This window comes from Nostoc sp. DedQUE04, assembly GCF_034530995.1.
Classification (GTDB): Bacteria; Cyanobacteriota; Cyanobacteriia; order Cyanobacteriales; family Nostocaceae; genus Nostoc.
In genome coordinates, this window is the sequence record NZ_JAVRCA010000073.1 from 17620 (window position 1) to 44114 (window position 26495).

Annotated in this window: 27 protein-coding genes and 2 pseudogenes; 13 read left to right on the forward strand and 16 right to left on the reverse strand. The window is 41.5% G+C overall.

What is annotated here, in order from left to right:
* Positions 1-30: 30 nt before the first annotated feature.
* Positions 31-720 carry a hypothetical protein gene (locus tag RM049_RS32830; RefSeq protein WP_322707164.1) on the reverse strand — a complete coding sequence of 230 codons (690 nt, stop codon included), beginning with the start codon at positions 718-720 and terminating at the stop codon, positions 31-33.
* Between the two features lie 331 nt (positions 721-1051).
* On the opposite strand from RM049_RS32830, the gene RM049_RS32835 reads away from it, so the two are divergent.
* Positions 1052-1534, forward strand: coding sequence for a hypothetical protein (locus tag RM049_RS32835; RefSeq protein WP_322674976.1), 483 nt, complete (start codon positions 1052-1054; stop codon positions 1532-1534).
* Positions 1535-1624: 90 nt separating this feature from the next.
* Positions 1625-1957, forward strand: a complete 333-nt coding sequence (locus RM049_RS32840) for a translation initiation factor (protein WP_322700967.1) — start codon at positions 1625-1627, stop codon at positions 1955-1957.
* 318 nt (positions 1958-2275) lie between these two features.
* On the opposite strand, the pseudogene RM049_RS32845 reads toward RM049_RS32840, so the two are convergent.
* The 5 genes and pseudogenes from RM049_RS32845 to RM049_RS32865 all read right to left on the reverse strand — a co-directional run.
* Positions 2276-2467: pseudogene (locus RM049_RS32845) on the reverse strand (lactate/malate family dehydrogenase); the annotation flags it as partial.
* Between the two features lie 86 nt (positions 2468-2553).
* Positions 2554-2769, reverse strand: a complete 216-nt coding sequence (locus RM049_RS32850) for an NAD(P)H-quinone oxidoreductase subunit O (protein ID WP_322663474.1) — start codon at positions 2767-2769, stop codon at positions 2554-2556.
* Between the two features lie 86 nt (positions 2770-2855).
* Positions 2856-3716: a DNA-formamidopyrimidine glycosylase gene (locus RM049_RS32855; RefSeq protein WP_322707165.1), complete on the reverse strand. Its 861-nt coding sequence runs from the start codon at positions 3714-3716 to the stop codon at positions 2856-2858.
* Positions 3717-3968: 252 nt separating this feature from the next.
* Positions 3969-4184 carry a photosystem I reaction center subunit IV gene (locus RM049_RS32860; protein ID WP_094349537.1) on the reverse strand — a complete coding sequence of 72 codons (216 nt, stop codon included), beginning with the start codon at positions 4182-4184 and terminating at the stop codon, positions 3969-3971.
* A 338-nt stretch (positions 4185-4522) separates the two neighbouring features.
* Positions 4523-5107, reverse strand: coding sequence for a PAP/fibrillin family protein (locus RM049_RS32865; RefSeq protein ID WP_322707166.1), 585 nt, complete (start codon positions 5105-5107; stop codon positions 4523-4525).
* 244 nt (positions 5108-5351) lie between these two features.
* Here RM049_RS32865 and RM049_RS32870 point away from each other — a divergent pair, with 244 nt between their 5' ends.
* Positions 5352-5594 (forward strand): DUF3134 domain-containing protein, encoded by a 243-nt coding sequence (locus RM049_RS32870; RefSeq protein WP_094349539.1) that lies wholly within the window; start codon positions 5352-5354, stop codon positions 5592-5594.
* Positions 5595-5673: 79 nt separating this feature from the next.
* Positions 5674-6777, forward strand: coding sequence for a phospho-N-acetylmuramoyl-pentapeptide-transferase (gene mraY, locus RM049_RS32875; protein ID WP_322707167.1), 1104 nt, complete (start codon positions 5674-5676; stop codon positions 6775-6777).
* A 300-nt stretch (positions 6778-7077) separates the two neighbouring features.
* On the opposite strand, the gene RM049_RS32880 is transcribed toward mraY, so the two are convergent.
* The 5 genes from RM049_RS32880 to RM049_RS32900 all read right to left on the reverse strand — a co-directional run bounded on the left by RM049_RS32880 (position 7078) and on the right by RM049_RS32900 (position 11752).
* The gene (locus RM049_RS32880; RefSeq protein ID WP_322690230.1) at positions 7078-8829 is read right to left on the reverse strand and encodes a diguanylate cyclase; all 1752 of its coding nucleotides are present in this window, start codon (positions 8827-8829) and stop codon (positions 7078-7080) included.
* A 137-nt stretch (positions 8830-8966) separates the two neighbouring features.
* A complete protein-coding gene (locus RM049_RS32885; protein WP_322683632.1) occupies positions 8967-9479 on the reverse strand; it encodes a MogA/MoaB family molybdenum cofactor biosynthesis protein in 513 nt (170 codons plus the stop codon).
* A gap of 101 nt (positions 9480-9580) precedes the next feature.
* A complete protein-coding gene (gene psb28 / locus RM049_RS32890) occupies positions 9581-9922 on the reverse strand; it encodes a photosystem II reaction center protein Psb28 (protein WP_322674906.1) in 342 nt (113 codons plus the stop codon).
* A gap of 103 nt (positions 9923-10025) precedes the next feature.
* Positions 10026-10478 (reverse strand): D-aminoacyl-tRNA deacylase, encoded by a 453-nt coding sequence (gene dtd, locus RM049_RS32895; RefSeq protein WP_322674941.1) that lies wholly within the window; start codon positions 10476-10478, stop codon positions 10026-10028.
* A gap of 155 nt (positions 10479-10633) precedes the next feature.
* Positions 10634-11752 carry a GTP-binding protein gene (locus tag RM049_RS32900; RefSeq protein WP_322683602.1) on the reverse strand — a complete coding sequence of 373 codons (1119 nt, stop codon included), beginning with the start codon at positions 11750-11752 and terminating at the stop codon, positions 10634-10636.
* Between the two features lie 137 nt (positions 11753-11889).
* Here RM049_RS32900 and cysS point away from each other — a divergent pair, with 137 nt between their 5' ends.
* The 3 genes from cysS to RM049_RS32915 all read left to right on the forward strand — a co-directional run bounded on the left by cysS (position 11890) and on the right by RM049_RS32915 (position 16478).
* The gene (cysS, locus tag RM049_RS32905) at positions 11890-13383 is read left to right on the forward strand and encodes a cysteine--tRNA ligase (RefSeq protein ID WP_322700963.1); all 1494 of its coding nucleotides are present in this window, start codon (positions 11890-11892) and stop codon (positions 13381-13383) included.
* Between the two features lie 66 nt (positions 13384-13449).
* Positions 13450-14889 carry a TldD/PmbA family protein gene (locus RM049_RS32910; protein ID WP_322707168.1) on the forward strand — a complete coding sequence of 480 codons (1440 nt, stop codon included), beginning with the start codon at positions 13450-13452 and terminating at the stop codon, positions 14887-14889.
* Positions 14890-15131: 242 nt separating this feature from the next.
* Positions 15132-16478: a TldD/PmbA family protein gene (locus RM049_RS32915; protein WP_322707169.1), complete on the forward strand. Its 1347-nt coding sequence runs from the start codon at positions 15132-15134 to the stop codon at positions 16476-16478.
* Positions 16479-16548: 70 nt separating this feature from the next.
* On the opposite strand, the gene RM049_RS32920 is transcribed toward RM049_RS32915, so the two are convergent.
* The 3 genes from RM049_RS32920 to coaD form a co-directional block, all read right to left on the reverse strand.
* Complete coding sequence (locus tag RM049_RS32920) at positions 16549-16875, reverse strand: Ycf66 family protein (protein WP_322707170.1); 327 nt, start codon at positions 16873-16875, stop codon at positions 16549-16551.
* A 147-nt stretch (positions 16876-17022) separates the two neighbouring features.
* Complete coding sequence (locus tag RM049_RS32925; protein ID WP_322674912.1) at positions 17023-17691, reverse strand: DivIVA domain-containing protein; 669 nt, start codon at positions 17689-17691, stop codon at positions 17023-17025.
* Positions 17601-18152 (reverse strand): pantetheine-phosphate adenylyltransferase, encoded by a 552-nt coding sequence (coaD, locus tag RM049_RS32930; protein WP_322674913.1) that lies wholly within the window; start codon positions 18150-18152, stop codon positions 17601-17603. Before coaD ends, RM049_RS32925 begins: the two co-directional genes overlap by 91 nt.
* 412 nt (positions 18153-18564) lie before the next feature.
* On the opposite strand from coaD, the gene lgt reads away from it, so the two are divergent.
* The 5 genes from lgt (at position 18565) to RM049_RS32955 (ending at position 23106) form a co-directional block, all read left to right on the forward strand.
* Complete coding sequence (gene lgt, locus RM049_RS32935) at positions 18565-19464, forward strand: prolipoprotein diacylglyceryl transferase (RefSeq protein ID WP_322707171.1); 900 nt, start codon at positions 18565-18567, stop codon at positions 19462-19464.
* Positions 19465-19678: 214 nt separating this feature from the next.
* Complete coding sequence (gene cobM, locus RM049_RS32940; RefSeq protein WP_416212677.1) at positions 19679-20461, forward strand: precorrin-4 C(11)-methyltransferase; 783 nt, start codon at positions 19679-19681, stop codon at positions 20459-20461.
* 127 nt (positions 20462-20588) lie between these two features.
* Positions 20589-20942: a phenylpyruvate tautomerase MIF-related protein gene (locus RM049_RS32945; protein ID WP_322707173.1), complete on the forward strand. Its 354-nt coding sequence runs from the start codon at positions 20589-20591 to the stop codon at positions 20940-20942.
* Between the two features lie 79 nt (positions 20943-21021).
* The gene (gene rlmN / locus RM049_RS32950) at positions 21022-22113 is read left to right on the forward strand and encodes a 23S rRNA (adenine(2503)-C(2))-methyltransferase RlmN (protein WP_322707174.1); all 1092 of its coding nucleotides are present in this window, start codon (positions 21022-21024) and stop codon (positions 22111-22113) included.
* A 474-nt stretch (positions 22114-22587) separates the two neighbouring features.
* On the forward strand, positions 22588-23106 hold the full coding sequence (locus RM049_RS32955) for a hypothetical protein (RefSeq protein WP_322707175.1): 519 nt from the start codon (positions 22588-22590) through the stop codon (positions 23104-23106).
* A gap of 80 nt (positions 23107-23186) precedes the next feature.
* Here the strand turns inward: RM049_RS32955 and RM049_RS32960 are convergent, their stop codons facing one another.
* On the reverse strand, positions 23187-23366 hold the full coding sequence (locus tag RM049_RS32960; protein ID WP_118168842.1) for a replication restart DNA helicase PriA: 180 nt from the start codon (positions 23364-23366) through the stop codon (positions 23187-23189).
* A 295-nt stretch (positions 23367-23661) separates the two neighbouring features.
* Here RM049_RS32960 and RM049_RS39450 point away from each other — a divergent pair.
* Positions 23662-23751 (forward strand): annotated as a pseudogene (locus tag RM049_RS39450) (hypothetical protein); the annotation flags it as partial.
* A 267-nt stretch (positions 23752-24018) separates the two neighbouring features.
* Here RM049_RS39450 and uvrC read toward each other — a convergent pair.
* Positions 24019-25896: an excinuclease ABC subunit UvrC gene (uvrC, locus tag RM049_RS32965; protein ID WP_322707176.1), complete on the reverse strand. Its 1878-nt coding sequence runs from the start codon at positions 25894-25896 to the stop codon at positions 24019-24021.
* Positions 25897-26495 lie beyond the last annotated feature (599 nt).

A 26495-nucleotide genomic window follows, 5' to 3' on the forward strand; every position in this document is an offset into this window, starting at 1 on the left:
ATAAAAGGGGAAAAAACCGAGTAACTTAGTTTAAAAATTGAGGCGTTTAGCATAACAGCGCAATCCACTGACTTTAGTAGTAATGGAATCTTCAATCTTGTCGGGGGCACTATCTTCTATGCTTCCACCCTGAAGTTGCAAAATGTCCTTCTCCTGAATTTCTAGCAGCCATGTGTTGAAATCTTCACGACTAACCCGATCGCCTATTTCTCTCCTGATACGATAAATTGGCACAAGATCATCTAGGTTATAGTTTTGGTTCAGCTTGTCGTATACTTCCAACGCCACAGATTTAAACTCGTCGTAAGATGCGATTCCTTCTCTTCGAGACGCTACGCGAATAGAAAGCTCGGCTAACGCACCTTTCCCATTAACTGGTACATCTGCACCAACTACCGCAACATCAATCTGACTAATCCACTTCACCAACGCATTCGCCACCCAAGTGCTAACAGTTGTCTCTTCAAACTTAAAATCGCCACTTTTCAAACCCTCACCCAACACCTCTAAACCCTTGCCAGATGTCAGAGAATATCCCTTTTTGGAAATTGCGATCGCACCCTGCTTCTGTAATTCCTCGAATATGCCCTGATAATCTGCCACCTTCTGGCTTTTGGCTACAATTCGCTTAGTGAGTTGACCCTTCTTAACTTCCTGCTGCGTTCCTCCCAAATCCCACAAAGCCAAAAGAAGACGAGTGCTAGTATTTTTTGATGTCATATTGAGTATACTTTTTGACAAAAAGTATCATAGTAACTGTATCTTTCTAAGATATTTACATAGAAAAAATAACCGAGAAATTGCTGAATATTTCAGCTAAATAGATTTATAAAAAATCAACAATATATTTCTTTGGGATGAATGCAGTTTCTCTCAAAGGCAGGATGGAAGACTTGAAAAAACCGATGATCATGAAAGTGAAACGCTGTAGCTGGTGCAGTTACAAATTAAGTGAAATATGTTTTTTCAATCCCAGGTGAAATAACAGGATTTCTAACTTGGTTTTTGCAACAGCAAGGCTTTTAGCAAATACAGGTGATGAAGAAATCCAATGAACACAATATATAAAGAACGTAAAATAGTTTCGCGTCTATTTGCAGTGCTGCTTTCGGCATTGCTAATGGTACCCTTGCTGAGTAGCTGTGGAGGCGGTTCCCAAAAAGCTTCAGCACCACCACCTGTTGATGATACCGTCGGTAGAACAGTGAGCGATCGCCAAACCGAAGCGAAGAAGGGCTTGTCTACAGGGCAGAAAGTTGCTATTTTGGCAGGTGCTGCTGGACTTTATTACCTCTACAACCAACATAAAAATGCTCCCCAAGAAGGAGCGCAAGGTAAGTACTATCTTTCCAAGAACGGACGTGTATATTACCGTGATGCTGAACATCGCGCTCACTGGGTAACGCCACCAGCAGAAGGAATTCGAGTACCGGAATCTGAAGCACAAAAGTATCGGGAATTCCAAGGCTATAACCGGAGTGCTACAGGTCGCGATCTAACTGGTATAACTTCATCCGCAGCTCCAGCACTCTAGATCGGCGAAGCGTGTGTACAAAGCGGGTTTCCTGGAGGATAACGCCGATCGCGCCCGTCGGAAACACGAACTTAAATCAGGAGACAGATTATGGTAAATGAATTTTTCCGAAAGGCGAAAGACTTACTTTTGGGATCGAACAGCGATCAAGCCGATCAAGATGCCGAATTCCGCGATCGCAATGTACGTCCAGCTAGCGAAGATCCCTACGGCGATCCCGCAGACCCAGCATCTTACGGCAATGTTCGCCCAGCTAGTGAAGACCCCTACGGCGACCCCGCAGATATCTCGTCTTATGGCAATGTTCGCCCAGCTAGTGAAGACCCCTACGGCGACCCCGCAGACACAGGGGAATTTGGTGATGTCCGCCCAGCCAGCGAAGACCCCTACGGCGACCCCGCAGATCAAGATTACCGCCGTTAACGCAAAACCAATCTGGTGATATTGGTTTTCATAAGGTGATGAATTTTGGAATAACAAATAAGGCAGTGGGATTAGAACCTACTGTCTTTTATTTTGGCTGCTATAGCTGTCGCCAAGTAGTTTAGGACATAAACCTAATATAAAACCTAGACAACAAGCGGCTTTCGGCCCTGTTCACCTGTTAAGAGTTCCCTGTTCTCTGTCCCCTGCTATATTTATACAAATTACGAATTACGAATGATTTCTTGCGATCGCTCAATATTTTGACGCACAGATCGAGCCGAAGTATGCAAACCCTTTCTTTCTTCATCAGTCAGCGTCAATTCCCCTAGCTTCCATCAAATCCAGCGCCAAACCTTGAGGCATTCCCGCAATAATGTCTAGTAAAACTATATCTGCCAGATTTTTTTCTGCAACGCGTTGAGCTAAAGTACTGCCAACCCTACCCGCACCCACGATGGTAACACGGGGTAAATTACAGATAATTGAGGAGTTAGGGAAAGAAGACATAAATTAAGATGCGATTTTTCTCAGCAAAAATTCAGGAGTCAGAATAAATGCCGAATTCTGACTTCTGACTCCTGAATTCTTGTTACTTATTTAAATTCTTCGAGTTGATCCACACGTAACCAAATATTAGGTGTTGGCACTTTCCCAAACTTAATCAAGGCGTAATCACCTTTGATATCGACAATTTCGCCCTTGCTTTCAAACAAATAAGAAGGAAAGCGAGCATCACTGGCTTTAGCCTCCAGGCTGTTTTCTAGTTTTTCGCGCACAGCGCGAACCATATCTCCTTTTTTGACTGCCATGAGTTCCTCTCTCAAATTTGTAACGTCTTTCACCTGCATTTTAAAAGAGTTTCGAGTTAAAATTCCTAACTCTTGTACAGACGCAATTAATCGCGTCTCATGACTCCCCGCAACGTTTGACACTCGGAGCAAAAATGACTAGATCGCCCAGCTAACCTGATCCGTTGAATTGCTGTACCACAAACTCGACAGGGTTCTCCAGCGCGGTTATAAACCCAGGCTACACCACCATAATTGCCGTTAGTACCTTTAACATTTAAGAAATTACTAAATGTCGTACCACCAGCCTCAATGCTAGTTTCTAACACTTGAATGATGGCGGTTCGCAAACGTTCAATTTGCTTTAGCTGCAAATTTATACACAAGGTTTCAGGTAAAATCCCACTCTTAAATAATGCTTCATCAGCATAGATGTTACCTAATCCCGCCACCACCGATTGATCTAGTAGCGCAGTCTTAATCGGACGGCGGCGGTTTTGGAGTTTGTTTGCTAGATATTCAACAGTAAATTCGGGTGAAAATGGATCTGCTGCCAGTTTTGCCAAACCAGTGATAATGCTTTCTACAGCAACACCAGGCGGAACCCACCATATTTTACCGAAGGTTCGCTGGTCAACAAAGCGTAATTCTTGTCGATCCCCAAAGAATAATCTAACTCGCGTGTGCTTGTGTAATGGTTCATCTCTATCCAGCCATAATAGTTGACCAGTCATTCGCAGATGAACTCCTAGCCAGCCGGAAGACGAGGAGAGTTCGGCGAGGAGATATTTACCGCGACGATGCCAAGTAGCAATCGCATTATTTTTAATTCCATTAACAAACTCACCAACAGAAAACGGGTAGGCGATGGTGCGATCGAGCAACACATCTCCTCCCGTGATTTCTTGGTTGAGGGTCAATTGATTTAGACCCCTTCGGACTGTTTCAACTTCAGGCAGTTCGGGCATTCAAGCTGAGTTAAGCAGGCAATTGTGATTTATTTGAGGGATCGAGGAAGAAAAGATGGGGTAGTAACTTACATAGCCGTAGATGGCTCGTATTACTACCCAAAAGAAACCGTAAATACCCGCAGGGCGGCTCTCATAGATTAGGGTAGGCTAGGACAAAGAATGAATGAACTGAAATTTTCAGACTTCATACTTCAGACTTTAAGACTACCCTTCATCATCGCATCAAACAACTCCCTTGTAGCTTTGCAGCTATTTTTTCGGTGCTTTAGCCTTTGGTGCTTCAACCTCGACTAATTCATCCTGGGCAAAGTTGTTGGTATTGATACCAGAGTAATTGACCTTTTCAAAGCGGACAATTACAGGGTATTTGATGCCGCTTTGGTCGATGGAAGCCACAGTTCCTAGATCCTGAAACCAGTAGGATTCAGGGCGGAGAATACGTACTTTAGAACCACGTTGAACCATGATTATTTTCCCTTTTAGTTATCAATCGCCAATCTAGAGGGCTAATTGATTTCACTCTACAACCTCAAGGTCGCAGCAAGAGTCTTTGTTAAGTTATTTGTCTGAATTGGGCATGGGGTATGGGGCATTGGGCATTGGGCATGGGGCATGGGGCATGGGGAAGAGACAAGGTAGACAAGAAAAAAGGAAAAGACTTGTCCCCTTGTCCCCTTGTCCCCTTGTCTCCCCCTGCTCCCCAGTTACATACCACATCCAAAATTGGAAAAGGTATTAAACCCCACTTGACAAGGTAGACGTTTTAGTGTACCTTCATTCGCAAATAGCTATTTTGTAAAAGCTTATGTTTTAGTTAAGACAAACACACTTCCCTCATTACCTCTGCCGATCCGTAGGTCATTATCTATATAAGTGATATCTAACCAGCCTTGCTGTTTGTCACTCTTTATGGGAATATCAATTCCGGGAAATTTTCTACCTGCTTCAATTTGTTGGATAAAAGTTACCGGAGAATTGTATTCTATTAAACGTTGTAAGCCGATAATAGAACGTTCAAATTTCACTTGGACACGCCGACCTGAAACTGGCTCAAATTTAGCAGCAACGCTGACTAATCCTTCTAAATAAGGTAAGCCATAAATCTCAGCTATGTTGTAAACACTGGTAGTCTCTACCCGGATATACTGATATATTTGACCCAGTTTACATAAGGGTAGACGATCTAAGTTTAAAAGAGCCTTGCTATTGGTGTATAGTAATCGCCAATTGCCATCTAGCAAATTACTAGCTTCCACCGGACGCGGTGTAGGATTAAAGTCTTCTAAATTGGCGATCGCGATTAAGATAGCCTGTTTCTGTTCTTCGGTCGCCACTAGACCGCGATTAGTAAGTGCGATCGCATCCATAAGAGCCGCTTTTGCCATCATCGCCTGTTACCTCAAAAATCACTCACTTTCCATCAGCATAAACAAGATATTAATGACATATATGTAGAGCCATAAAAATTACTAAGAATCGCTTGACTTAAGCCTTATGCTTATTAAATAAAAAAATTTCTATCTGAATGCGGATTTATCAACTAAAGGGTTGAAAAGATAACTAAATTAATCCGTGCCAAGTGATAGACTCTAAATGTCAACTTACGTAAACCTTTTCTTGTCCTGACTCGATATGTTGAACTCTCCATTACGTGAAGCAGCCCGTAACCAACGAGCCGATGTCATCCCCCTAAAGCCAGAGTCCTCTTTGTTGGACTGGTTACAAAACAACGGTCGCATCATCGCCCGTGACGTTCACGAACCGGATTTTCAAGCTGACGAAGAAGGAATAGACTCCCTAATGGGTGTAGATGATGGAATTGGCTACGACCTCGATGATGATGACGATGATGATATAGGAATCGCTGAAAATTAGCCTTTTCAGGCTAGGGACTTGGTAGTATCCCTAGTTACTGTTATTCAATTTTATAAGTGTGGAGTGAAGGGAAACTTCTGTGGACGCTAAATTATCTCCTGAGCAAGGATTAAACATTTCTGGAATCGCTCTAGCCTCTTTATTAGCCGTAGGGTTAGGTACAACAGCATTTTTCTTGGATTCGATGGCCAATCGGCTACCTTGGCAAAGTATGTCGTTAACCCTGCCATTACTGTTGTGTGCGTTGGGTTCAGGTTTGGTGGGCTATTGGGTAATACCTTTACTTCAAGCACTTAAAACTGGACAAATAATTCGTGAAGATGGGCCTCAAGCTCATCTCAAAAAGGCAGGCACTCCCACAATGGGCGGTATATTTTTTATACCTGTATCTGTGTTGCTTGCCTGCATATTGTCTAACTTTTCTAAAGAGGTGCTTGCAGTTTCGGCTTTGACAATCAGCTATGGATTGATTGGCTGGCTCGACGATTGGCAAATTCTGCGCCGGAAATCAAATAAAGGTATATCTCCACAAACAAAACTGGCTTTGCAGGTGAGTTTTGCGGCTATGTTTTGTCTATGGCTGATGTTTAATCAACCTTCTAATATTACAAATATTGCTTTGCCTTGGGTGAGCTTCACACTACCCTTAGGATTCCTATTTTGGCCTTTAGCAGGTTTTGTACTAGTTGCAGAAAGTAATGCGACTAATTTAACAGATGGTATTGATGGCTTGGCAGCAGGAACAGTTGCGATCGCACTTTTGGCTTTAGGTGCTTTAGTCGCCCCAACAGCACCAGGATTGATGGTTTTCTGTGCTGCTTTAAGTGGCGGGTGTTTAGGTTTCTTAGCCCATAATCGCAACCCAGCCCGCGTTTTCATGGGAGATACTGGTTCCCTGGCACTGGGAGGAGCTTTAGCTGCTGTAGCACTATTAACAAACACCTTAGTAGGTCTGTTTATTCTCAGTGGTATCTTCTTTGTAGAAACCCTTTCGGTGATGGCACAGGTAAGTTATTACAAAGCCACGAAGGGCCCCGATGGCAAAGGTAAACGTCTCTTCAAAATGGCACCTTTACACCATCATTTAGAACTTACTGGCTGGTCAGAATTACAAGTAGTTGGAGTATTTTATATAATCGCTGCTATTTTGGCTACTATTTGTTTAGCGATCGCTCCATTCTAAATGTTTTAAAAACTGCTTGAATATAAAAAACAACTCCCATATCTTCAGGGAGTTGTTTTTTTATAGAGTAAATTTATAAGTTTCTGATTTCTATGGCAACTGAAGCGCAAAGGATAGTCATAGAGTCAATAGACCTCTTGCAAAAAGAACTTTTGCAAGAGGTGGGAAAGGGAAAATAACAAACCTTTCCCCCTTTTCCCGACTTCTGCAAGAAGTCTAATGTAAAATCTCAAATCTCAAATCTCAAATCTCAAATCTCAAATTGTTTGACTGCTTGAGGTATTCTAAATTTTTTATTCTTCAATTATAAGTATTTACATATTCCCTAACTCGATTCTTCCCTGTTCGCTTTGCCTCAAGCATCGCTTGATTCGCCCGATTTAGAAAATCCTTAACCGTAATCCCTGGTTCTGATACAGCTATTCCAAAAGAAGCGGTGATGCTTTCGAGGAGCCGATCGCCGTCCTTCAATTGCATTTGTTCAATATCTAGCCTTAATTGTTCTACTCGCTTTCTGAGCGTTTCCAGTGTCATATTAGGCATGACAATTACAAATTCTTCACCACCCCATCTGCAAGCAATGTCAAAGGAGCGAATAGATTTTAACAGTAACTGTGCTAATCCCTGGAGAACAATGTTGGCAGTCACGTGTCCATAGCGCGAATTGTAAGATTTGAAGTTATCGATATCAAGAAAAATAATACTAAGAGGTTGTCCCAATCGTTCAGCTTCAGCTAGCCTTTGTTCCGTTATGCTTTCCATATAGCTTTGATTGAATAGTTGAGTCATCCCATCCCGCAAGTTTTCATGGGTTAGACGTTGTTTGATCGATAAATTATTCAGTGCAATGCCTAATGTTCTAGCAATAATCTCAGAAGTTTGTCGATCTTCTGGACTGATTTCATCAAGTGCGTCGAGGTGTAAAATCCCAACTATTTCGCCTTGTCCAAACAATGGAACGCACAAATGTGCGCCGCTAACTGGCTGTATTAAGTGACTACAAATTAATCCTGAATTCCGAGACGATAAAAGGTTGAATTTTCCTCTCCGCAATGCCCAACAATCAGATAGTGAAAATATTTCTTTACTGCTTATTTCATCTCCCCAAATCCTATTAATTTGAACATAATTCTTGGAATTAGCAATTATACAGATACAACCACTCATTGTAGGAAACAGCTTGGAACAGGTTAAAGCTACTACTTGATAGACCTCATCTTCAGACTCACAGGAATAAAGCATATCCGCCATATCTGAGAGATATATAAGTTCTCGTTTTTTTGCTTCCAATTCCAGTGTTTTTTCTTTTAGCTGCCGATTTAAGTCAGTTAGCGATCGCTGTGCTTCTATAGATTCTGTAATATCAATACTGATCCCACCGATACGGTAAGCGCCCGTTGCGTAATCGCTAAACGGAAACTTAAACGATAGCCAATAGCACGGCTGATTGTTACCAGATACTTTTACCTCTTCAATTAGCTTCAAAGGACGTAGAGTCTTCAAAACAACTCGATCGTTCTCCATAACCTGCCGTCCCTCTTCTGGATCTGGCAAGAATTCACTATCAGTTTTTCCCAACCATTCTTGTGAATTTATAGAAAATCTAGACTGTATTTCCTGGTTGTAGTAAAGCAGTCTAGATTGCTCATCTTTGATATATGCTGCAAAGGGGCCCCGATCTAGGAATAGCCGTTGCATCTGCTGGCTACGTTGCAGTTCGCGGGTATCTTCTTGATATCTAGCGATCGCCTCTACAATTTGATAAGCGGTTGGCATTAGGTAGAGTAAAGCAGATAAAGAAATAAACGCCATTACATCAAGTACGCCTAAATGCAGCAGGGAAACTGCCATATATGGCTCAAAGATTGCCAGAAAGTGATGAAATCCGCAAAATAGTACGAATCCACCCGATAAGAAAAAGGCTAGCCAAAACTTAGGAGGGATAGTTGCCTTAGTTTTGCCAAAGAAAACCCCTATTACTATGGGTATACCAAAGTATGAAAATGCAGTAATGCTATGAGCAATTATGCAATTCCAGTAAATAGGTTCCATTACTGATCTGGTATTAATATTTCATTCGTTTGACTATAATTCTGGGTAGCCTCAATATGTAAGTAGATAAAGGATGATTTCAGTGCCTCATGGCTTAGTTTTACAAAAGTTATCATGGTAACTTTTTGAACGGCTGCTCATGTTACCCCCTTAGCAACCTGACTTACCAAGTGAGTGAGTTCGGGTAAAATCAGTTTTTCCATCGCCAGTCGCACAGCATTACTAGAACCAGGAAGCGAGAAGATTAATTTATCTTGATAAACACCAGCAACGGCACGAGAAGCGATCGCCCGTGAACCAATTTCTTGATAACTTAAAAAACGAAATAACTCACCAAATCCCGGCAAAGTTTTCTCTAGTAACTTCTCAATAGCATCATAGGTGGTATCTCTTGGTGCAATACCTGTACCACCATTAAAAATTACAGCATCCAAATTTGAGCTTTTGCCCAGATTTTCTATCTGCCCTTGAATTTGTGTTGGTTCATCTTTGATAATCGTGTAGGCTCCTACAGCATGGTTTGCACCAAGGAGTAACTGCTGAATTAGCTGGCCACTTTTGTCTGTTTCCAAAGTGCGTGTATCGCTGACAGTAACCACAGCACAAGTTACTAAAACTCCAGGCAAGTCTGGATGGGGTTGTGGCATTATATGTCACTCATGAACTTTTAATAATGGATAATTGGGCATGGTAAATGGCGCATTCATTGAACATGACAATTACCGATGCCCTATGCCCTAAGCCCTAAGCCCTATGACTCATTTTTACTCAGTCCCAGATCGTTTTCTTCAGCATACCGCTCCATGAAGCGCATAAAGCGATCCCATTCTTGGGCAGATTTCATTACATAAAATGCTTCTAATTCTTCCGGTTTCCCGTTAATAAATTTAGCTTTAACTTCACGGGTAATTATCTCGCCTTCTTCGTCAATTAAGTACATTCCGGTAATATCTTCGGTAGTACCTTGATCTAAAATTTTCGGATTCGTAAAAGTAAACGTCGCTGTACCACTATCCCCAGTACGCGATCGCGTCAAGCGCACATCTGGAGTTACCTCTTCGTCAAGACCTCTAGAAAACTGGATTTTCGCCATGATGAATGAATTTAAACTTTGCTGATGGTTAATTTAATATTCTCTCATCAATTAGAACACCACAGTCTAGAAGCTACTGTGATTCACTTTTTAGTGTATATACTTAAATTGCTTCTTTTTCAAGTAACAAAGTTACGGGGCCATCGTTTTCGATGATAACTTGCATCATTGCACCAAATTTACCTGTTTCTACCTGCAACCCGCTAGCTCTTAACTTACTAACAAAACAATTATACAAATCTTCTGCCGATTGGGGAGGCGCTGAACGGTCAAAAGAAGGACGGCGACCTTTACGACAGTCACCATAAAGGGTAAACTGACTGACTACTAACAAATCACCACCAATGTCTTGTATAGATTTTTGCCATCGGTCGTCTCCTCCTTCGTCAGGAAAAAGCCGCAATTCTAAACATTTACGCACCATCCAGTCGATTTCAGCATCAGTATCGGTATTAGCAATACCTACGAGCAAATTTAGCCCCTGCCCAATTTTACCGACAATTTCATCATTCACTGTAACTTGAGATGATTTAACTCGCTGGATAACAACGCGCATTTTAATCAGAACATTTATCAACGTTTTGATTTTAGAGCAATATATAAAAACTAAAAACAACGATTTTCCATTGCTCAAAATTGATGGCGGAGCCATTGAGAATGCATTCCCAGGTGGAACCTGGGAACGAGTAGTAAGTTTCTAACTTCTAACTTTTATTTGCCAAACCCTTTACCGCGAGAGGTTGAAGGTAGACAAATGCATTTTTCGAGTTGACTAATTAAAGTCTCACGATCCAAATTTTGACCAATCAGTACTAACTGGTTTTTCAGTTGGCCTTTCCATTCATCATCATCCAAGGTGAAGCGTTTACCGCAAAGGTGGAAAATATGACGCTTCGGGCTTTCATCAAACCACATAATCCCCTTGGCTCGGAAGATATTTGAGGGTAGCTGGTTATCTAAGAAATACTGAAACTTCCTAATAGAAAAAGGCTTGTCACTTTGGAAAGAGATGGAAGTAAAACCATCATTTTCTAAATGGTCAGAATGATGGTGATGATCGTGATGGTCGTGGTCATGGTCGTGATGATCGTGACCGCATGTTGAGTGGTCATGGTCATGGTCATGGTCATGGTCGTGATGATCGTGATGGTCGTGTTCATCCACCACTGTGTCAAAATATTTATCTGACTCAAACAGACCAACACTCAGAATTAAAGGAAGTGGCACTTGCGATCGCGTAGCGCGGATAATCCTTGCTCCTTCCTTGACTTCGTTAATTTTTCTTTCTAACTCGTTCAAAGTGGCTTCATCAACCAAATCTGCCTTGTTCAGCACAATGACATCGCCATAAGCAATTTGGCTGTATGCTGCCTCAGAGTTAAATAAATCTAGGCTGTAATTAGCCGCGTCTACCACGGTAATAATCGAATCTAAGCGAGTTAAATCCCGCAATTCTGTACCCAGAAATGTTAAAGCTACTGGTAGCGGATCTGCCAATCCAGTTGTTTCCACTACTAGATAATCTAGATGTTCTTGGCGTTCTAAAACTTTGTAAACTGCATCTACTAAATCATTATTAATAGTGCAGCAGATACAACCATTATTTAGCTCCACCATGTTCTCACCAGTGGAAACAATTAGCTCGTTATCGATGCCAATTTCGCCAAATTCATTTACGAGAACAGCGGTTTTTAACCCCTGTTGGTTGTTGAGGATATGATTAAGTAAAGTCGTCTTGCCACTACCGAGAAAACCCGTAATAATTGTTACTGGCATTCCTTGTTTGGGCGTATCCATTGCCGAAGATTCGGGTGTAACTGCTGATTGCATAGCGCTGTTATCAAATAGTCAAAAAATAGTAATGTAGCGCAGATAGTCCAGAAAACACTAGCATAGGGATGCTGGACTGTCATCCCAGCTGCCTTACCCTATTATTACGTATCTCCCTATTTCAGCATTACTCTGTTATGACCCTAACCCTTTACAATACCCTCACCCGTCGTCAAGAACCGTTTGAAACAGTCGAAACAGGCAAGGTTAAGATGTATTACTGCGGCGTGACGGTGTACGATTACTGCCATTTGGGTCATGCTAGAGCTTGCATCGTTTGGGACGTAGTACGCCGATACCTCCAGTTTATCGGTTATGAAGTGCGATATATCCAAAATTTTACTGATATTGATGACAAGATTCTCAATCGAGCCTGTGCTGAACATTCTTCAATGGAAGCTGTAGCCGATCGCTTTATCAAAGCATATTTTGAGGATATGGCGCGATTGGGAATCAAAGAAGCCGATGAATATCCCCGTGCTACTCACACGATGAATGGCATTTTGCGGTTAATTCATGAGTTGGAAAATAAAGGTTTTGCTTACCCTGCTGATGGTGATGTGTATTATCCAGTGCGGCAGTTTTCTGAATATGGCAAACTTTCGGGACGCAAGTTAGAGGATATGCAAGCTGGCAAAAGCGATCGCGTTAACGTAGAAGATCCAGAATACCAAAAAAAGAAAGACCCCTTTGATTTTGCTTTGTGGAAAGCAGCAAGACCAGGAGAACCTGCTTGGGAATCACCGTGGGGCGCAGGTCGTCCGGGGTGGCATATAGAATGCTCGGCAATGGTGCGCGATCGCTTGGGTGATACCATAGATATTCATGCTGGTGGTGCTGACTTAATTTTTCCCCATCACGAAAACGAAATTGCCCAATCTGAGGCTGTAACCGGAAAACCTTTAGCGCGTTATTGGTTGCATAACGGCATGGTGAAAGTAGATGGTGAAAAAATGTCCAAATCTTTGGGCAACTTTACCACTATTAGAGACTTACTGGATCGAGGCGTTGACCCGATGGCAGTACGGTTGTTCGTGTTGACCGCTCAATATCGTACACCAATTGATTTTACCGACGAAGCGATCGCCGCAGCAACTAACGGTTGGCACACCATTAAAGAAGGTTTACTCTTCGGCTACCAATACGGGAAATTACTAGGCTGGGATTTAGGGACTGGGGACTGGGGACTAGGGACTGGGAATATATCAATACCCAGTACCCAATACCCAGTACCCAATCCCTATATTGAACGCTTTCAAGAAACCGTAAATAACGACTTTAATTTTCCTGGTGGGTTAACAGTGCTGTTTGAATTAGCCAAAGAACTGCGCCGTGAGGGAAATATTCTTGTGCATGAAGGGAAAACCGAAACATCAGCAGATGAGTTACAGCGTCAATGGCAAACACTCGTTACCTTAGCTGGAGTTTTGGGTTTAGAAGCCGAGATAGAAGCGGAAACTCAAACAAGTAATGGTTTTAGCGATGCAGAAATTGAAGTGAAAATTCAGCAAAGGCAAGAAGCACGTATTGCCAAGAATTTTGCCGAAAGCGATCGCATTCGTGATGAACTCCAAGCAGAAGGTATTACGCTAATTGATAGCCGTGATGGCACACGCTGGCACCGGAATTAGAGGAGAATGGGGAGTAGGTAGAAAATTCCCCATTCCCCATTTCCCATTCTTTATTCCCCATTCTTTATGTGGTCTGAACTCAAAAAAGCGATCGCTAGTTTCGATATTCCCGCAGATTGGATCGGTATTAGAGCCGTAAAGGAAACTTCTACTACCCGTTTAGTCCGTGACGCCTTACCCCAACTAAATGGCAAATCCTTCACTGTTGGAGCCATGCTGGAAGTTTTAGTCAATGGCTGTCTGGGTTATGCAGCTACTAACTCTCTAGAATTGTCTTCTCTAGAAGCCGCTGCCCAAATAGCCTATAAACAGGCACTAGCAGCCAGTGAATGGTGGATACATCCCTTCCGTGAAAGTGAGCGTCCTAAAGTCGTTGGTGAATATAAATCTCCATTTATTGAGCCATTGGATGCTCTGAGTCCAGGAGAAATCAACGATTTACTGGTTCGTATTTGCCAAACACTCAAAGTTGATGACAAGATTGTGCAAACCATAGCCAGTGCTAGCACAACTGAGCGAGAATCTTGGTTTATTAGCAGCAATGGCTCAGAAGTCTATCAAAAAATACTATCTATAGGCACAAATTACGGAGCTACTGCCCAAGATGGAGCGGTTGTACAACAGCGCAGCAATAACGGTTCGCAAGCAAACTGTTACCAAGGCGGACTCGAACTATTAAAACAAGAAAACTTATGGCTTCGGGTGCAGCAAATAGGCGAACAAGCAGTAGAACTTTTGACAGCAGAGGAATGCCCAACCACCCGTACCAATTTAGTTTTAGCCTCAGACCAAATGATGCTGCAAATCCATGAAAGTGTTGGGCATCCCCTAGAAATTGACCGAATTTTGGGAGATGAGCGTAACTATGCTGGGGGCAGCTTTGTTAATAAAAGTGATTTTGGCAACCTAGTATATGGTTCGCCGTTGATGAACATTACCTTTGATCCTACCGTGCCTGGTGAATTTTCTAGCTATGGCTTTGATGATACGGGTGCTGTAGCAACAAAGGAATACTTGGTTAAAGAAGGAGTACTTCAACGGGGTTTAGGCAGTCTGGAAAGTCAAGCAAGAGCAGGTGTATCAGGAGTTGCTTGTGCCCGTGCTTGCTCATGGAATCGACCAGCGATCGATCGTATGGCAAACTTGAATTTAGAGCCTTTAAACGGCACTTTTGAAGACATTATTGGCGGGATAGAACACGGCGTTTACATGGAATCTAACCGTTCTTGGTCAATTGACGATCGCCGCTACAAATTCCAATTTGGTTGCGAGTACGCTAAATTAATTGAAAACGGCAAACTCACCAAAACCCTTCGTAATCCTAACTATCGCGCCACAACACCAGAATTTTGGCATAGCTTAATCCAAGTAGGAGATGCAACAAACTGGCAAATGTATGGTACTCCTTATTGTGGTAAAGGAGAACCAAATCAGGCCATTTCGGTAGGACACGGTTCACCTGTTTGTGTATTTGCTAATGTCGAAGTTTTTGGTGGAGGAAGTTGAAAAAGTGCAAATACAGCAGTTAGAAGTTAGGAGTTAGAAGTTAACAATTTCTTCAACTCATAACTTTTAACAAGTGGTGGGGGTTCAAGTCCCCTGTCTCTACAGGCAGCAGGTTTTGTGTCGAGGTCTAAATCCACGTCACAAAACGTAATTGCGTTAGCGCAGCGGGGCGTAGCCCATTGCGAATTGCGAATTGGTTTAACTTTTTCCCCCTCTTTATTCCCTATTGATATTTAATTTCTATGAAAATTGAGGAATTATCTGCATTAGAAGTCAGTTTTAATCGACTGATTGAAAGTCTGCTGATTAAAAAAGCTGAAAATGAACAATTCACTGTGAGACTTAGTAGTGAAAGAAGTCAATTTACTCGTTTCAACCATGCGAAAGTGCGACAAACTGGTTGTGTTGCTGATGGTTGGATAGAACTGACTCTGATGGCAGATCAACGCAGCAGTATTAGGCAGTTTCCCTTTACTGGAAATTGGGAGTTAGACTGGCAATTAGCATATCCTGCTTTGCAGGAACTACGCGACGAACTGATTTTATTACCCATCGATCCATATCTAGTTTTACCATCAGGCAATAATACCAGCCGGGAAATACATTCTGGAAATTTATTACCAGAGGAAGCAGTAGTAACAAGTGTATTAGAACAAGTTACTGAATTAGATTTTACTGGTATATATGCTGGAGGAATAGTAATTAAAGGTTATGGTGATTCCAGTGGTCAAAAACACTGGTTTGCTACTGATTCTTTTAGTTTAGATTATTCTTTATTTTCTACCTCTGAGCAAGCAGTTAAGGGCACATTTGCCGGAAGTGATTGGGATGAATCTGCTTATATAACCAAAATCAGCGAAGCTAAAAAGCAACTTGAATTGCTAGCTCGTCCAATTAAAGAATTACCACGAGGACAATACAAAACTTATTTTGCACCTGCTGCTGTTGCAGATTTATTAGTAATGCTTTCTTGGGGAGCAGTAAGCGAAGCTGATATTCAACAAGGGAACAGTGCTTTAGCTGCTTTATCGCGTCAAGAAAAACAACTTTCGACGGCATTTAGTTTGAAAGAAAACTTTCAGCGCGGATTAGTACCGCGATTTAATGAATTGGGAGAAATGGCAGCACCAGAGTTACCTGTAATAGAAAAAGGATATTTGGTAAATACTCTGGTGAATTCTCGCACTGCTAAGGAATATCAAAAAATTGCCAACGGCGCTAATGGTTCAGAGACTCTGCGCGCGCCAGAAATCAGTCCCGGAAATTTAATATTTGAGCAGATTCTTCCGAGATTGGATACAGGATTATATTTATCAAATTTGCATTACTTGAATTGGAGCGATCGCCACACTGGTAGAATCACAGGTATGACTCGTTATGCTTGTTTTTGGGTAGAAAACGGAGAAATTATCGCACCCATTGAAAACTTACGTTTTGATGAAAGTCTCTATCGCTTCTGGGGAGAAAATCTAATAGATTTGACTACTTTTCAAGAATTCATTCCCGAAGTAGGTACTTATGAAAGTCGCCAACTTGGAGGTAGTTTAGTTCCTGGTATGTTGGTGGAAGATTTTACTTACACTTTGTAGTTTTCTTCTGTATAAATATTTATTTTTGGTAGAGACGCACAGTTCACGTCTCTACCAAAAAATTATAAAATTATCTATCTCTGTAAACGGCATTAATTACAATATCTTTAATAGCGAAATAAATAATTAAAAGCAACGATAAAAATTGCTCAAACTGAAGAATTGGATCTAAACGCCAACCTTGAAAAAACAAGATTACTCCGCATATTAACATTATAATTGGTGTAAATATCACTTGAATAATGTAAAGGGCTAAAGCCCAACCTGTAAGCCTAGTTCCACGTTGGACAAGCCAAACTACTGTTAAAATAAAGTAAATAACTGCCAAAAGAAAATAAATAATTCCAATTAAACCAGCTAAATTTAATCCAAAATTAACTTGAGCGAAAGTAATCATTTATTAGAGGTCCTGTTTAATTACAATCCACAAATTTAAATCTATTTCTCGGTAGATTTCCCAAAAAACTTCCCTAATAAAAATAGTTGGGTTTCACTATTGCTTAAAACCCAACTTATAATTTTTCATCATCTCTTATTAGAGCCTTTATCGTTTTTTGCTAGGAGGTGAATTACGCTGGGTGAGGTTATCAATTTGCAATTGTTGCCGTCCATTGGTGATAATTCGCAACATATCTTTGAGATCCTGCTCGATATTTCCCAAAATGCCATCGGCATAAGCATCAGCACCATCTTCAATTTCTTGAGCTTGAGCGATCGCATTTTGTCGCATTAGCTCTAACTCTTGCTGACAAGCATACCGCTTGCGGTCAATCTCGGCGAGGGTTTCTTGCATTATTCCCTCACACTCTTGTTGCACTTGTCGCCGCAATCGTTCAGCTTCTTGTTCCGCCTGGTGAATAATATCGCTTTCAGCTAAAATTTGCGCTCTTTTTGCTTGTGCAGCCTCAACAACCTGCTGTCCATACTCTTCCGCTTCCAGCAGAATTTCGTTCTTTTGGTCAAGAACTGCTGCTGCTTCTTGAAAAAGTGATGGTAAAGCCAGCCGGATGTAATCAAGCTGATCTAGCAACTTTTCCTCATCTATGAGTGTGCGTCCCGTTAGCGGAATCCTGAGACTAGAGAGAACCATTTCCTCTAGGCGGTTGAGTTCCTGCTGAATATCTATGCTTCCCTCTCCACCGAGATATTCTTGAGGGGGGGGATTGCTTCCGTTGAGATTGGGTTCAACATTGGAGATTTCTGATTGTAGCATTGGTATATATCTAGGGCAATGTGTGGGGGAACGAGATGATCGATAGAGCCACCAAACCTTGCAATCTCTTTTACCACACTACTACTTAAAAAACTATACTCATTTGAGGTTGCGAGAAAAACTGTTTCTATTTGGGTAGAAAGAGTTTTGTTGGTGTGAGCCATTTGCAGTTCCACTTCAAAATCTGACACAGCCCGTAAACCCCGGATCAAAACTTGTGCTTGTTGCATTTGAGCATAATTGACAGTAAGACCATCAAAGCTGTCTACTTTTACATTAGGTAAATGTTCTGTAGAAAGACGGATTTGATCTAGCCGTTGCTCCACACTAAAAAGTGGCATCTTGTTAGGGTTCCGTAGTACAGCGACAATCACCCGCTCAAACAGCCGACTACCGCGCCCGATGAGATCGAGGTGTCCCAAAGTAATGGGGTCGAAGCTACCAGGATAAATAGCAATCACAATTTTAAATATATCAAAGTTGTTTAGGTGATTATATTGAAATCATTTTGTGTAACTTACTCAAATCTACCATCTTGCGCTCTCGGTAATGATGGTAAACTCAATTGTTTTAGTGGTACAAGTTATGCTCAACTAAGCGTTAGGAACTAGTGCAAGAAGGCAGAAGGCAGTTCTTGCTGGAGGCAGGAGGCAGAAGGAAAGAAAGCTTATAGCATAAGCCTTTACATTATTGTTGACTGCATAGTTATTTCTACCACACTCCACTAGACTCCTAAATATGAATACTGGATTTTTACCTACGTCCCCACAATGTTGTGGAAGATTTAAGTGTAGTTACAGTATTCGAGACACAAGAAACTCCGTACTTAGCAAAGTGCGCGGGTAGTTAACGAACTTTTCTAGGTAATTTTTCATGGCACTGGATTTTCCCACTTTGCCCTTGGCGTTTCAATTTACTTCTCCAGGACCGATTCTGGTGAAAATAGGGCCACTAAGTATTCGTTGGTACGGCTTGTTGATTGCCACAGCAGTTTTAATTGGCGTCATCCTTTCCCAGAATTTGGCAAAGCGGCGCAATGTTAATCCTGAGTTGCTAGGCGATTTGTTCTTTTGGTTGTTGATTGGGGCAATTCCTGGCGCACGGCTATATTACGTTTTTTTTGAGTGGTCAAAATATGCTCCAACTCCAGAAAAAATTTTTGCGATTTGGGAAGGGGGTATTGCCATTCATGGAGCGATTCTTGGTGGCGTTGTGGCTGCGTTAATCTTTGCCAAAATCAAGCAGGTTTCTTTCTGGCAACTGGCAGATTTAGTAGCACCTTCGCTGATTTTAGGGCAGGCGATCGGACGTTGGGGCAATTTCTTTAATTCTGAAGCTTTTGGCGATCCGACTGATTTACCCTGGAAGCTGTATATTCCACCAGACCATCGTCCTTTAGAGTATGTTAGTTTCGATTACTTTCATCCCACCTTCCTCTACGAATCTCTATGGGATTTAATGGTGTTTACGCTACTAATAACGTTATTTTTCCGGTCTTTATCCGGTAAGCCGCGTCTGAAGGTAGGCACACTGTTTCTCATTTACTGGCCAGCCTATAGCTTAGGACGCTTATGGATTGAAGGCTTTCGCACTGATAGCTTGATGCTGGGGCCATTACGGATGGCGCAAGTAGTCAGTAGTCTAGGAATTTTATTGGGATTAGTTGGATTAGCTTGGCTTTACTTACTCAAACGCCCTTTACCCGATGTAGTTCCTACTGCTAAAGGAAATGGGGGACAAGGGGACAAGGGGACAAGGGGACAAGGAGAATAACTATGCCCTATGCTCAATTCCCAATGACTAAAAAATAAAAAATGCCCCAGAGTATTCTCTAGGGCTTAACCAGGGTGCATCTACCATTACTCTCTACTAGGGAAAGAGGGGGAATCCGGAAAGATACTGAGAAAATATCAAAAAAATTTTTTGAGGGATTGTCGTGGGTTCTTTTCAAAGTGAATGTACAGAAGACCTAAGCTATAAAAAAACACTGTATGCCATAGACCCATCTGTGTATATTGTCGGAGCTGGCCCTGGAGATCCTGATTTATTAACGGTGAAGGCGCAGAAATTACTGGCTGTTGCTGATGTAATTTTATTTGCTGATTCTTTAGTACCTGAAGAAATTTTAGAACTTTGCCGAAAAGATGCCGAGATAATTAGAACTGCGAATCAGACTTTAGAAGAGATTTTGCCAATTATGATCGATAGAGTGCGATCGCAGCACAAATCTGTAGTCCGTCTCCATTCTGGCGATCCTAGTCTCTACAGCGCTATCCACGAGCAAATGCACCTCTTGGCAGAGGCAAATATTCCTTTTGAAATCATACCTGGGATCAGCGCCTTTCAAGCTGCTGCTGCCAAACTCAAAGTAGAACTGACTGTACCCGGTTTAGTTCAAACCATTATCTTGACACGCATCAGTGGACGTACAGAAGTCCCCGCCGCCGAAGAATTAGCTACTCTCGCAGCACATCAGGCTAGCCTCTGCCTGTATTTAAGTGCGCGTCATGTCGAAAATGCCCAAGCTAAACTACTCGAACACTATCCAGCCGAAACTCTCATTGCGATTTGCTTTCGCATCGGATGGCCCGATGAAAAAATCAGGGTTGTCCCCCTAAATCAAATGGCAGACTGCACTCATCAAGAAAAACTAATTCGCACTACACTTTATATAATCAGTCCAGCCCTCTCGACAGCCTCGACAGCAAAAGGGCGATCGCGTTTATATCATCCTGAACATAATCACCTATTTCGCTCATCTCATTACTAAATAGTGGGGCATTGGGCATTGGGCATGGGTTATTTTCCTCATCTCCCTTGTAGCCCCATTCCCTCATTTACTCTGCGTTTCGGTAAACTTAACAGTGTAATAAAATTCAAAATTCCAATTCGGTACTATGCCTTTAATTAAAGTGCAAACTTCTGCATCTGCTCCTCAAAAAGCTGAAATTGAGTCAATGCTTTTAAACCTCTCAGCCAAGTTAGCGAAACATTTGGGAAAACCAGAATCTTATGTAATGACTGCTTTTGAACCAGGAATTTCGATGACTTTTGCAGGGAATACAGACCCAGTTTGCTACATTGAAATTAAGAGCGTTGGCACGATGAAGCCAGAGCAAACCGCAGCAATGAGTCAAGACTTTTGCCAGCAGATTAACCAAACTCTAGGCGTGCCGAAAAATCGAATTTATATAGAGTTTGCAGACGCAAAGGGTGCAATGTGGGGCTGGAACAGCACAACTTTTGGTTAATTTCTTGTTTTCTTTGGTCAAGACTAACTCGATCTAGCAGGTGTAGGATAGAGATCCAACATCAACTCGCGATTTTTTTATGTCTGCTACGCCTCTTGTATCTCAGGTTGACTTCAACTCAGAAAAATCAGAATTAATTCCTCCCCTTCTAGGCGCTTCTCTGGCGGAGTTAAGCACTTGGGTGCAGCAACAAGGACAACCTGCTTACAGAGGAAAGCAACTGCATGAATGGATCTATGACAAAGGGGTGCGATCGCTAGCTGATATTTCTGTCTTCTCCAAGCAATGGCGCAAAGAAGTAGCAGAAGTTCCCATTGGGCGCTCAATTTTACATTACCGCTCTGAGGCTCCCGATGGTACAGTGAAATATCTTTTACGATTAACAGACGGACAGATTATTGAAACTGTTGGTATCCCCACCTTTGCAGAAAGGGGAGAAGGCCCAAAAGCCCGTTTGACAGTTTGCGTCTCTACTCAGGTGGGTTGCCCAATGGCGTGTGATTTCTGCGCTACTGGTAAGGGAGGCTACAAACGCAATCTAGCACGGCATGAAATTGTCGATCAGGTGTTGACTGTGCAAGAAGATTTTCAACAACGGGTTAGCAATGTGGTGTTTATGGGGCTAGGCGAACCGTTGTTGAATACTGAGAATGTCTTAGCAGCCCTAAAATCCCTGAATCAAGATGTCGGTATTGGGCAGCGATCGCTTACAGTTTCTACAGTGGGGATTCGCGATCGCATCCGTCAGTTCGCGCAAAATAATTTGCAAATCACTTTGGCTGTAAGTCTCCACGCACCCAACCAAGCACTACGAGAAAAACTCATCCCTAGCGCCCGCGCCTATCCTCTAGAAGATTTACTGGCTGAATGTCGAGAATATGTAGAAATCACTGGGCGTCGAGTTACCTTTGAGTACATCCTCCTCGCTGGTGTTAACGATTTACCAGAACACGCATTAGAACTTTCAAAATGCTTGCGAGGATTCCAAAGTCATGTGAATTTGATTCCTTATAATCCTATCCAAGAAGTAGACTACAAACGCCCTAATCGCGATCGCATTCAAGCATTTGTCAACGTTCTTAAGCAACAAAATACTGCTGTGAGTGTCCGTTATTCCCGTGGTTTAGAAGCCGATGCTGCTTGCGGGCAACTAAGAGCAAGTAAAAATTAAACTTGTTGCAATCAATTCTATGAATGAATATCAAACCGCAGATAAACAGAGATATGTCTTCAGATACATCTCTGTTTATCTCTGGCGTAAAACCGCTTGAGATCCCTTTGTTAACTTACCTACCGCAGGTAGATTTACGGGAATTCGGCAAATCATGTAAAAAATTTAAATATATAATTTAATTAAGATGAATATCTAAGAAGCAAGAGTTTTATGAAAAATCAAGAGAATGCACTGGATATAACCTTGATTTAGAAAGCTATTCCCAACGCACTAATATTTAGAACACGTCGTCGACTGAAGAATGTTGGCGTAGTCAGCCGTAAGTATCGCGTAAGCCCATAACGGTAAATAAGACATTAGCTTCAGTTAACTATTGCAAGCCCCTATATTGATATATAGGGAAATTCTGTTGACATTTTAAGGGTTTAGCGATCGCTCAACCCAACCTATAACAATTGAGGAAATAATTATATGTTGAATCGCTTATCGTTGGTTAAAGTATGGCTACCATTGATTGTGCTTGCCAAAGCTTTATCGATTAATTTTCCTGCATCTGCACAAATAATTCAGACGAATCCCCAACAAATAATTCGGACAAATCCCCAACAAATAATTCGGACGAATCCCCAGACACAAGATTCGCTTCAAGAAAGAATCAGACAACAACAAGAACAGCAAAATCAGCAAACACAAGAACGAATGAACGAAACATGGCTACAGCAAAATTTTCAACAACCACAACAACTACAACAACAACAGATAATCCAACAACAAGAATTTACACGACAACGGCAAGAAATGTTGCGTCAGCAACAATTGAGACTACAACAGGAAGGAACAAGACTACAACAGCAGGACTTTTCACAACAGCAACAACTGAGAATACAACAGCAACAACTTAGACAAGATCAACAAATTAGACAACAGCAACAATTTAGGTTACAAGAACAGATCCGACAGCAACAACTCAGACAACAGAATAATCTGTAAAGTCTTGAAAATTTATGACAAGTAAATTTATTATTAGAAATTAGAGAATATATTCTCTAATTTTTTTTGATTTTTATTATTTAGCGCTGTGCATAAATTCCTGGTGCATAAGCCTCAATTACTTTGCCAGTGCGAGTGCAACTAATCATCAAGTAGTCACAACTAGAGCATTGTGTTCGAGTTAATTGACTATCAGAAATATAATAACGTTCTGCTTGGCTGCCGCAATTTGGGCAGTAAATTTTTTGTACTGTCTGCATTTTAAAACCCCTGGTTGTAATTTATTTTTTATTTTAGAAAACTGCCAGTTAAAGTAGAAAAGATTTTGGTTTGACCCAACTTAACAAACGACTTTAATATTGGCTAATTATTTTAAACAAAATTTCAGATTTGAAAAAACTTCGATTTCTCTCTATACTATCCTATAATTTAAGTGATTTTACCCTCTTACTTTAGGTACATAAATTCTTTTTTAATTAAATGACGCTTAGATATTTACTGATCCCTATGACGAATGCTTTGAGAGAGGCTTATTTATAGTCATCTTGGACAGATACAAAAAATAGCCGTTCTTGTATTCAAAAGTTAAACTACAGAAAATACTGTATATTTAGTAACAAAATAGTTATCTTAAGGATTAGTTAATTTTTGCTGGCAAGATTTATGAGGTGGAATTCTGGTGTGAAAATTTAATCAAAATTACCATAGTTACGAGATATAGTTACGAGATCCCGTAAATTTACGGTATATACACATCTTAAATTCTCGCAGACAAACTTAACAGAATCCTCTGCGAGAGTGGAACTAATACTTTTTCAAGCTAGTTTTAAGTGTGTGTAGTAAGGACTTTAGCTCTTACTACAAACTTGTTTATTCATACATAAATTGAAATTTGACAGACTACTAATCTCCTCAAGCAGGATGAAAATAATCGTAAATTTCTTGAGCCAAACGCGGCCCGATTCCTGGAACCTCGGCAAGTTGTGGGGTTGTCGCTTGGCGAATATAATCAACTGAGCGAAAATGCCCTAGTAGCTGCTTTTGTCGATGATGTCCTAAGCCAGGAATTTCATCTAAACGCGATCGCTTCAATTTCTCACTACGCTGTTGACGATGGAAACTGACTGCAAACCGATGCGCTTCATCCCGCAGCCGCCGTAACAGCTGTACCCCTGGTTGTTCTGCATCAGTTGTTAAGGGTTTAGATTCTCCTGGTAAAAAAATCTCTTCTCGCTGCTTTGCTAAACTTACCACTCGCAAGTCTTCTAATAAATTCATTTCTTGCAAGACAGCGACAACTGATGATAACTGACCTTTACCACCATCGATCATGATTAAATCAGGCCAGTCAGGATTACCCAAACGTGTTAATTGCTGATCTTCCGCATATTTACGGAACCGCCGCTGGATGACTTCAGCAAGACTAGCAAAATCATCTGAATGTCCTGCTGTCACCGTGGGATTTTTAATTTTGTAGTGGCGATAGTGCTGTTTTGCGGGTAATCCGTCGATAAACACGACTTGCGAAGCTACAGCATTTGACCCTTGAATGTGGGAAATGTCATAACCTTCGATGCGGTGAGGTACATCTGGTAAATCGAGAATGGTGGCTAAATCTTGCATTGCTTGGTGATTGCGATCGCCAAATTTTTGCATTCTTTGCAATTCATACTGAGCATTTCGCTCTACCATCTCAATTAATTCTGCTTTAGTTTGGCGCAAAGGAGTCAGTATTGTAACTTTTTTGCCTTTACGTTGAGTTAAGACATCTGCCAATATCTCAGCATCTGGTAAATCATGCTGTACCAAAATCTCTAAAGGGATTTCTACGGAATCAGCAGTTTGGTAATGTTCCTCCAAAGCTCGTTGTAAAATCGCTCCTGGTTCCGCGTGAGCATCCGCCACAAAGGCTAAACGTCCTACCAATTGCCCAGCGCGAATCTGGAATAGTTGAATGCAGGCGTGCTGTTCGTCGGCTGCCAGTGCGATCGCATCCCGCGAAACAGTATCATCTGGTAAGGAAACTTTCTGGTCAGCTGTCAGCGACTTTAACCCAGAAATTTGATCGCGAATCCGTGCCGCTGACTCAAAATTCAAGTTCTCAGCGGCTGCGTTCATCTGTTGGGTCAAAATATCAATCAGTTCCTGGGTTCGACCTTGAAAAACCATCGCTATTTTTTGGACAATTTTGCGATATTCTTCTGGTGAAATCATCTGTTGACACACACCAGGACAACGCCCTAAATCAAAATTCAAGCAAGGGCGGTCTTTAAAAAGTGGTTGGGGTCGTTGTCGCTGGGGAAAAATGCGCTTGCAGATGCGGACAATTTCTCGTAATAAACCAGCATCAGTATAAGGCCCGTAAAATTTATCCTTTTCTTTACCGAATTGGCGTTTACGGGTAATAAAAATTCGCGGATAATCTTCTGACCAAGTAATGCAGAGATAGGGATATTTTTTATCATCTTTGAGCAACACGTTAAAGTATGGCTGGTGCTGCTTGATCAAATTGGCTTCTAGCGCTAAAGCTTCGGCTTCAGTATCAGTGACGATGAATTCAATTTCTGTCACCAACTTGACCATCGTGGCGATACGTTCAGTCTTGTTGTAGCCATCCCGGAAATAGGAACGGACACGCGATCGCAACTTACGCGATTTACCTATATAGATAATGCGATCGCTCCTGTCCCGCATGAAATAAACCCCCGGTTCCGGTGGAATTTCGGCTAGACGGTTTTCTAGTCGTTCTGGCTCTTTAACCAGTGGTAATATTTGAGTAGATATTGTCACAACCAAAATTAGGTAATCTTTCTCTATTTTAAGAAAAATTATTTTTTCGTGCCGATTTAATAAATTATTTATCAAGTAAATCCAAAGTAGCAGTCATGAGGGACTGGGGAAAATAATATCGTGTCCGGTTAAAGACTTATCATTAAGACCGCAGTTCTTGCTGGGAGAAAGAGGATTTCCTGGTTTTTGCACAGATGCGCGAATTATAACTAATTAGGCGGACATGATATAACTCCTAACTCAGCACGAGCTAAACCCTAGCTATCCATTAACAGCACTCTCAAGTCAGGTAGGCTTTTAGTTTGCACAAAGATAAGTCTGCTGTAGCTAGTTCCTTGCCTTCTCGCAGGGTCGTCGGCTTCTAAGCTAGAGCCTTGCTAGAAAAGTGACTGCAATCTTAGTCATTGGCTGCTACTGTCAGAATAAAAACTTTGCTTTTTGAATCTATAATTAACATTTTTCAATTGATAATACTTTATTATCTGAAATTTTATATTTTAGATTAGATGATAATATCTTGGATTAATTTGTGTTTTTCTTAATAACTGGAGTTTAGACTAAAAGCAGGCGATCGTTAACAAAAGAGTGTACGTGTCGTT